6 protein-coding genes are annotated in these 8,576 nt (G+C 48.7%); all 6 read left to right on the plus strand.

The genetic code is table 11. The features are described from left to right. The coding region (locus tag BZG79_RS08040) for a DUF4123 domain-containing protein (protein WP_077774147.1) at positions 1 to 754 on the plus strand (754 nt) is incomplete at its 5' end. A gap of 2 nt (positions 755 to 756) precedes the next feature. Further along, positions 757 to 1,656, plus strand: a complete 900-nt coding sequence (locus tag BZG79_RS08045; RefSeq protein ID WP_077774148.1) for a DUF4123 domain-containing protein — start codon at positions 757 to 759, stop codon at positions 1,654 to 1,656. After that, entirely contained in the window at positions 1,653 to 6,467 is a 4,815-nt protein-coding gene (locus tag BZG79_RS08050) for an RHS repeat-associated core domain-containing protein (protein ID WP_077774149.1), read from the plus strand. Before BZG79_RS08045 ends, BZG79_RS08050 begins: the two co-directional genes overlap by 4 nt. After that, entirely contained in the window at positions 6,460 to 6,912 is a 453-nt protein-coding gene (locus BZG79_RS08055; RefSeq protein WP_077774150.1) for an SMI1/KNR4 family protein, read from the plus strand. The genes BZG79_RS08050 and BZG79_RS08055 overlap by 8 nt, the downstream gene beginning before the upstream one ends. Before the next feature lie 309 nt (positions 6,913 to 7,221). After that, on the plus strand, positions 7,222 to 8,097 hold the full coding sequence (locus BZG79_RS08060; RefSeq protein WP_242414144.1) for an RHS repeat-associated core domain-containing protein: 876 nt from the start codon (positions 7,222 to 7,224) through the stop codon (positions 8,095 to 8,097). Then, on the plus strand, positions 8,087 to 8,576 hold a 490-nt coding region (locus BZG79_RS08065), incomplete at its 3' end, for an Imm26 family immunity protein (RefSeq protein WP_077774152.1). The genes BZG79_RS08060 and BZG79_RS08065, both read left to right, overlap by 11 nt.

Raw genomic sequence — 8,576 nt, forward strand, 5'->3', positions numbered from 1 at the left:
CAAAGAAGGCAAGCCCGGAGAAACACTACTTTATTGGATTCATGATTATACCCAACGCTTCCCAAATACCGGTCTTGTTGGCGTTTACAATGGCTCGATGGCTTCGCTTCATTCTCACTGGCAACAATGGGTGAGTATTATCGACAAGTCAGGCACATCCCGAATGCTGCGCTTCTACGACACCAGTGTATTGCTAGAGCTTTTTGACGTTCTCACCGATGGTCAGAGAGGCGCATTTATAGGGGCGCATGAGGCACTCTATATGCCGGATGTGATTGATGATAAGCCGATGCTTTTACCATGTTGGGACGAGGAAACGGGGTCGCCTTGGGCGCCACAAGACGCTTTGTCGTCGCCCATCGTCTTAACGTCTGAACAGCACGATATCTTCTTCTGGCCAGAAAGAGTTGAAGAGCTAATTACGGCTGTTCACTCTGACTTAGCCCCTAATTACGCATGGTTACTGAAAAGGCAAAACGTTAGAAACTGCTTTATCGAAGGCCTGCATATTGCCAGTGAAAAATATCCCAATGCGACACGAAATGAGTGGGAAACATTCGCATATACGCGTTTTTACCTAGGCGATAAATTTTATCAGCACCCGGAGTTTGAGCGTTTACTGGCTATTTTCTCGATAAAAAAAGCCATTACTGTGTTTTATAACAAGCACAAAGGCGATGAGTTGCTCAAAACAAAATATACCACCCGCGGATGGTTAGGCATTGAAGGCCGCGCCACACTGATCACAGAGTAAATATGATGCCTAATCAAGCGTCCGAGAATGCACTAATCAATCGGTTATCAGCACCGTTTTGCGCGGTGGTTGATGCCGCTGTATGTCCGCAAGTTTTCCAAGCGATCGATGACGACGCACTCGCGACCCATCGGTTGTATTGGGGCGAAATGGGCGAGATCCACCATTCGCTATCGCCTTACTTGCTGGTCAATCCCAGCATCGACTGGCTTATAGCGCTGAGTGAAGAGCAGCCGAACTGGGGCATCGCCTTTGTGTTTGATGATCCGCTTATCAACCAAGATGAAGAGAGCCTCTTCATTCGTGCGAAGCGTTTTTGGCAAACGTGGATACAGGTTAAAGATACCTATCAACAAACTGTATTGCTGCGATGGTTCGATAGGCAGGTGTTTCAAGCGCTATGGCACGCCTCGTCAGACACAGAAAAGCAGGCATTAAGCGGGCCGTTTAAATATGCGCTGTTCGGTACACTTAATGATACCGAGGGAGAAACCCTCCCCTTGCGTCCAGAGGCGGCAGAGAAGGCCACCTGTCCGCCCTTGCCGCGTGCGCTGAGCGAGGCGCAATATGCCGCTCTGTTGAATCTATCACTGCCAAAGCAGTATCAAGCCTACAAAACGCATCTACAGACTCACCATGGGCGCACCCATGCATGGTCAGAGGCGCAATGGACGCAATTCATTGAAACTGGTGTGAGCGAAGCAAGCGCCAACGGGTTTCAGCAACAGCAAGATATTGTTCGTTTTCTTAGCTTAAAAATCGAGCTAGGCGATACCTTCTATCAAGAAGCGTGGGCACAGAAGATCATTACCCGACCCATTATCGATGGGCAAAAAACGCCTATGGATCGTCTATTTGAGCAAGCTTTAATTCTACTAGATAAGGAATCTTCGTCGTCATGAGCAGTAATGCAAAGGCCGCTTTGCTCTCGAGTTCACAGGCCGCCCAACAAAACTTTTCAACAGACAACGTATTAGAAGGCGGCTGCGTCGAGTGTGCCTGTGAAACGTTTATTCGTTACCATTACGACGATGATAAGCCCGTGCCCAATGCCCCCTTTGTGTTGACTGATAGCAAAAAAACGCAAATTGAAGGGAAAACCGACGATCAGGGGCTGTGCAAGATCCAGAACATGGGGTGTGGGGGCTATGAGATTTTGCTACAAGAGGGCGACGATGAATTCGAGCCAGAAGAAGTGCTGGAGAACAACCCCGTCCTGCAAGACTCGCCGGAATACGCGGCACTGGCTGGCGAATATTTTGCCCTCTATACCCTTTTAAACCGCAAAGGCTATCTGTTTTACGATGCAGATGACAGCTCGGCGGATAGCATTGACGTTGATCGAAGCTGGACAAAGTGGATCCCCGATGACTATGAACCGGCTTATGAGCGGTTTTGGGTTCTTCACCGTCAAATAAACCAAGGGACACGCAAGCAAAAAGAAGCGGTTCAAAAAATGTATAGCAGCCTAGCCGGTGAGACGGCAGGTATGGCGCAAGATAATCCAGCCTTGTTGTTATTTGTTGAAATCGCGTTAGGTTGCGTCCCTGTGGTCGGACAGGCTATTGATTTATATGATTTGGGCGATTGGAGCTGGCGGACTTATGAGCAAGAATCATTAGATAACTGGCATTGGGCCGAGGGAACCTTGATAGCCATCGGTTTCGTGCCTGGGTTAGGGGATGCGGCGAAAAAAACCGGTTGTGCCATTTTAGATGCCCTCAAAAAAGCCGATTCTCGGGCAATTCAACTGGCGATGAAAATCATCCGTAGCTTGTCGAATGGCAACCTCGTCAAGTATTTGGCCGATTTTGATAAAACGCTTAAAAGTTGCGCCAAGGAAGCGAAAGAGTTAATCAACAAAACCATTTTTGGCTTAGAAAAAGTGGTGATGCAAAGCGATAGCTGGATCCTGCGTCTTGCGTCCGGTGCCATCCTTGGAATGATTGATGGCTTGAAATCCTTGCTTCAAAAAATCGATGACATGCTCGATTGGATCAAAGGAAAATTTGATGAGTTCAAGGGCAAAATTATTACGGTTAAGCCTGGCACCGCGCACCCTAAAGAGACCCTTGAGGCGCCAGAAAACACCAACGCAGGCAAGGCAGACCCTCATCAAGAAAATCAAGACAAGGCTAATCGTAAAGCCAATCAGGCTCAAGCGGATGGTGACACATGCAGCAAAACAAACACTTGCAAGGAAGAGGGCGAACCTGTTGACATGCAAACGGGTAAAGCCTTTGAGCTACGGGAAGACTTTACCGTTGCGGCTCACTTGCCGGTGTCACACGAGCGCTACTATCACTCGCGCGGAGAGCGTCACACTGGCCTGATGGGTCGACTATGGCGAAGCAGTTGGGATATCAGTCTGACCATTGAAGGCGACACGGCGTTATGGATAGACAAAGACTATACCCAAGCACGCTTCCCGCTACCTTTTACCGCTACGCCAACCCAATCGGCGATGAAGCCTGATTGGCGCTTGCACCGAGACCCATCTGGGCACTTGGTACTCAAGCACAAAACCGGGCTGAGTTATCACTTTGGTTTTGCCGCGGGCAGCGTACTCAAAGTCACCAAAATCCAAGATAGCTACGGCAACAGCACCCAGTTTGTTTATCAGCACGCCACATTAAAGTGGGTGGTATTAACAGATCAGCGCTTAATCAAGGTTGCTACCGAGCGTAACCGCATTACCGCCTTAACCTTGTGTGAGCGCGACAAAACGGTGATCCGTGAWTTGGCGCAGTATCATTATGACGACCAGGGCTTTTTGCTCTCGGTGCGTGCGGAAGCGGGGCGGAATTTTGACTACCAATACAATCAAGCCGGCCACCTTATTCGTTGGCAAGATAAGGCTAAGACCTGGGTTGAGCATGATTACGATGAGCAAGGCCGAGCCCTTGCGACACGTTGTGCGGGTGACTACTGGAACGACCACATCCGCTACGACGACGAGCAGCGGATCCATTACTACAAAAATGCGTTTGGTGGCATTACCGCTTACCACTTAGACGAACGCAACCGCGTGGTGAAAACCGTGGCGCCCGATGGTAGCACCATCACTCAAGCGTGGGATAACGACAACCTGATTAGCCAAACCAATGCATTGGGTGAGACAACCTTCTATGTCTATGATGATTGGGGGAATGTAACCGACGTGATGCTGCCGGATGGGGCGGTGCATGCTTATCAATATAGCGAGGAAGGTCATCTACTCGGTTATACCGACCCTGAAGGTGCGACATGGACGTATCAATACAACCCAGAAGGGGATGTGATTGCCGCAACCGATCCTGAAGGGCGGGAAACCACGCTGACTTATACCCCAGAAGGGCACCGAGAAAGCCTGACGGAGCCCGATGGCACCACCACGCGCTATACCTACAATGAACTCGGGTTATTGGCCCGCGTAGCGCCCCAAGTGGGCATGGGGATGCGGTTTGAATACGATCGCCAAGGGCGGTTATGTCGACGCATCAGTGACAATAACTTGGTCCGGACGTGGCACTACCAAAACGATAGCCTCACCCCAAGCAGCGTTTGTTACGAAGATGGCACTGCCGCTTACTTTGAATACGACATTGAAGGCAATCTGATTAAAGTCACCGATGCGCTGGGGCATAGCCAGTCGTTCGATTACGATGCGTTTGACTTATTGTCACAGGCGATTGACCCTCTCGGGGCGGTGACTCGCTACCACTACAATGCCGAAGCAGAGTTTGCCGGGGTCACCAACAGTCAAGGTCATGACTGGCGCTACACCTTTGATAAACAAGGGCGTGTAGTTAGCCAGCAGCACTATGATAAGCGCGTTGAGCAGTACGAGTACGACGCAGCAGGGCGGCTGAGTCGTCACACCAAACCTGATGGCTATCAACACCAATACGACTACGACCAAGGGGGGCAGGTTAGCCACATCCACACCTTCGATGCGTTGGGCGCACCAGCGGGGCAAACCTGGTATGAATACGACGCGGCCTCGCGCCTGACCTACGCCGAAAATGGTGACGCGTGGGTAGGGCTACGCTATAGCCCAGCAGGATTATTGGTGGAAGAAACCCTTAATGGCACCACACTGGCCTATCAGTACGATGAAGCGGGACGCCGTATAGAGGCCAAAGGCACAGAAACCGCGCGCCAGTATGACTGGCACCATCATCAGCTGACACAGGTTCAAATCGGTGCTCACCAGCCGCTTGATTTTGCCTATACCCCACAAGGGCAAGAGCAACAGCGAGGTAACCAACAAGGTTTTCGTTTAACCCATCAATGGAGTGAGCGAGGTCTACTGACACAACAAGGGTTGGGCCAACACCAAGACCCGTTGCGGCGTTACCATTACGATGCGCTTGACCGTTTAATCGGAATCGATGATAACCACCGTGGCAGTCATCGGTTTATGCTTAACCCTAATGGCCAAGTGGTTGGGGCACGACAACAAAAAGCCTCGCAACCTAACGGACGATTTGTGCACCTGTTTGGTTACGACAGCGAACTGAACCTCAATGAGACGGGGTTTGCGACCGAATACAGCCAACAGCAACACGTAGTGTCGCTGGCCGATGCGCGAGTGCAACGCCAAAAACGCCGCCATGACCGCGCAGGGCGTGTAYTAGAAACSGGCCGTTTYCGYTATCGCTATGATGCYTGCGGCCGCGTGATTGAAAAGACCGAGAACAAAACGGGCTACCGGCCACAGGTGACGCGGTTTAGCTGGAACGCGGATGACCGCTTAACTCACATTGAACTGCCCAACGGCACGCGGTATCGCTACCGCTACGACCCCTTTGGGCGACGCATTGCCAAAGAATGTGCGCACAGCGACACACAGACTCACTACCTGTGGGACGGCGCGCACATTGTGCAGCAACAACAGGCCACCGCTGATGGCCAAGTTCTACAGCAAACCGAATACCTCTATGAGCCCGGCAGCTTCCGCCCGATGGCGCAAGTGACTCACCATAATCAAGGTAGCAATCAAGGCAGCGAACTGCATTACATCGTGACCGACCACGCGGGCACACCGCAAGAGCTGTGTAATGAACAAGGTGATATTGTCTGGCGGGGAGAGCAAGCGCTATGGGGCCATTACCATGGGCAATCACAACGCCACTGGCAACGACGCGAAGAAGCGGCCAACGACAGTATACAGTGTGACCTTCGCTACCAAGGACAACTCGAAGACGCAGAATCGGGCCTTTACTATAACGTAAACCGTTATTACGATGCAGACAGTGGCCAGTATCTTAGCCCCGACCCAATAGGGTTTGCGGGCGGGTTGAGGCCGCAGGCGTATGTTGCCAACCCACTAGAGTGGGTAGATCCGTTGGGGTTGGCAAAATACCCCGGAGTAGATTTCAAGGGCTCAAAAGATCTTTATCCTGTTTCTGCAGGGGAGAAAAATATCGTTAAAATCCCTTTACAAGGTACAAGGGGAAGAGACTTTGTCCAAGCAAATAAAGCTGCAGGCCTGAAACGAACTCCGCGTGGATATACTTGGCACCATGCTAATGATTTTAATTCAACGGATGGCACTTCTACGATGCAACTTGTGACAAGAGAGGCGCACGAAGCTACATATCCACACAGTGGGTCTGCAGCTCAATTCTCGGAAGAATTTGGTGTAAAATATGATACCGAAGAAGCAGTAATGGTTAGTCAGGAAAAAGGCTGGCTATTGGGTAAACCAGTAAGAAAAGGCTGTGGTTAAAATTATGTATCAGAATAGTATCGTTGAGTATCAAGAAGGCGTTTCTAGGAGCTATATTGTTGAATTAGAGAGAGAGTTAGGACAAAAGCTTCCCAAAGATTTGATTCAACACTATCACTTATACAATGGAGGTAGGCTTGATGAAAAAAGTTACTTTGATGGAGGTGGATTGATTGAGTTACAAATAGAAGAGTTTTTAGTTATGGGGGAAAACTCTAACCTTAGTTTTGAGTCAACAATTAAGCGAATAAAAAATGAAAAGAAGTTGATACCAAGAGACTTTTTCCCCTTTGCGATTAACAGTGGTGGGGATTTTTACTGTATGGATACATGTGGAAAAATATATTTTTGCAGTATGGATATGTCTAACTCATTTGACAATGTCACATTAATTAGTAACTCCATCACTGAGTTTGTTGATGGTATGTATGAGCCTGATTGGTGATCATGCTCAGAGAGGGTGTTCGAGGGTGTTCAATATTCTGTGTCAGCCAATGTGGTAGTGTTTAAAAATCTGTGTCACTCCTATAGTTAACCCTCAACAGGGAGTGATACATCAATGTCGAGGGTGTCCACTTTTCTGATGGCTCCAACATAATTGCTTGCAACGCCAAAAACGCCGCCATGACCGTGAGAGCGTGTACTAGATACCGGCCGTTTTCGTTATCGCTACGACCCCTTTGGACGACGTATTGCCAAAGAATGTGCGCACAGCGACACACAAACCCACTACCTGTGGGACGGCGCGCACATTGTGCAGCAACAACAGGCCACCGCTGATGGCCAGGTGTTGCAACAAACCGAATACCTCTATGAGCCCGGCAGATTCCGCCCGATGGCGCAAGTGACTCACCATAATCAAGGTAGCAATCAAGGCAGCGAGCTGCATTACATCGTGACCGACCACGCGGGCACACCGCAAGAGCTGTGTAATGAACAAGGTGATATTGTCTGGCGGGGCGAGCAAGCGCTATGGGGCCATTACCACGGGCAATCACAACGCCACTGGCAACGACGCGAAGAAGCGGCCAACGACAGTATACAGTGTGACCTTCGCTACCAAGGGCAACTCGAAGACTCGGAATCGGGCCTTTACTATAACGTAAACCGTTATTACGATGCAGACAGTGGCCAGTATCTTAGCCCTGACCCGATAGGGTTTGCGGGCGGATTGAGGCCGCAGGCCTATGTTGCCAACCCACTAGAGTGGGTGGATCCGTTGGGGTTGACGCCATTAAATCAGGGTGGGTTCTCGGTCTATGGTTTGTTTGATCAGGGAGCAACGAAGCCTTATTACATTGGTATTTCTAATGATCCAGAGAGGCGCTTACTAGAACACATTAAATCCGGGCGCTTCAATGAAGATACCGGACAACAACGAGTTCTTAAAAGAGATTTAAGGTATGACGAGGCTCGTGGTTATGAGCAAGCATATATTGAGAAGTATGGAACTAAAACAGGTACAATAGGAGAAAATGTTTCTCCTACTAATAGAGGAAATAAAATAAACTCTTTTGATAAAACTAGAGCTGATGAGCGAGGGAAGGCATTTAATCAGAAATACGAGGATGCCCAGACGGATATTAATAGTAAAAAGCTTACAAAATGTGGACAAAAAAATGAAAGATAAAAAATTGATAGTTCATCCTGGTGACGTTTACTTTATTCCTTTGTTTTTACATGGAGAGTCTAGTGCTAAAAGCTTTTCACGTTATAAGTTCGGCGGTGATGATCAGGATTTTTGTTTTTTGCGAGTTATAGATAATCATCTGGGGTCGGGGGTGTTAATTGAAGTTTTTAATTATGTCGGTAGCATAGAAGCTGATGTTGGTGAGATAATATCCTCTGAGCGGTTGTTTGAACCTATATACATAGCTGGCGAGGGTATTTCTAAGAAAAGATGGAGAAAAGTCGGAGAAACGAAAGATTATGATAAAGAAACTCACTCTAACTACAGTAGTATCCAGTTTTTGATCGGTTTACCTGGTGAGTTCAGACTTTGGTGTAACGGTATAGAATATAATGTTGATACTTCAATTGACAAATTAGAAAACATTGAAGAGCATATTATTCTTACATCTAAGCAAGTAGAAAAAAGAGTATTAAAAG

It is taken from the genome of Salinivibrio sp. MA427 (genome assembly GCF_001996115.1).
Lineage (GTDB): Bacteria > Pseudomonadota > Gammaproteobacteria > Enterobacterales > Vibrionaceae > Salinivibrio > Salinivibrio costicola.

Bases quoted from the DNA above. Each gene is read 5' to 3' on its own strand.
- BZG79_RS08045 (WP_077774148.1), top strand. From the start codon at position 757: ATGATGCCTAATCAAGCGTCCGAGAATGCACTAATCAATCGGTTATCA.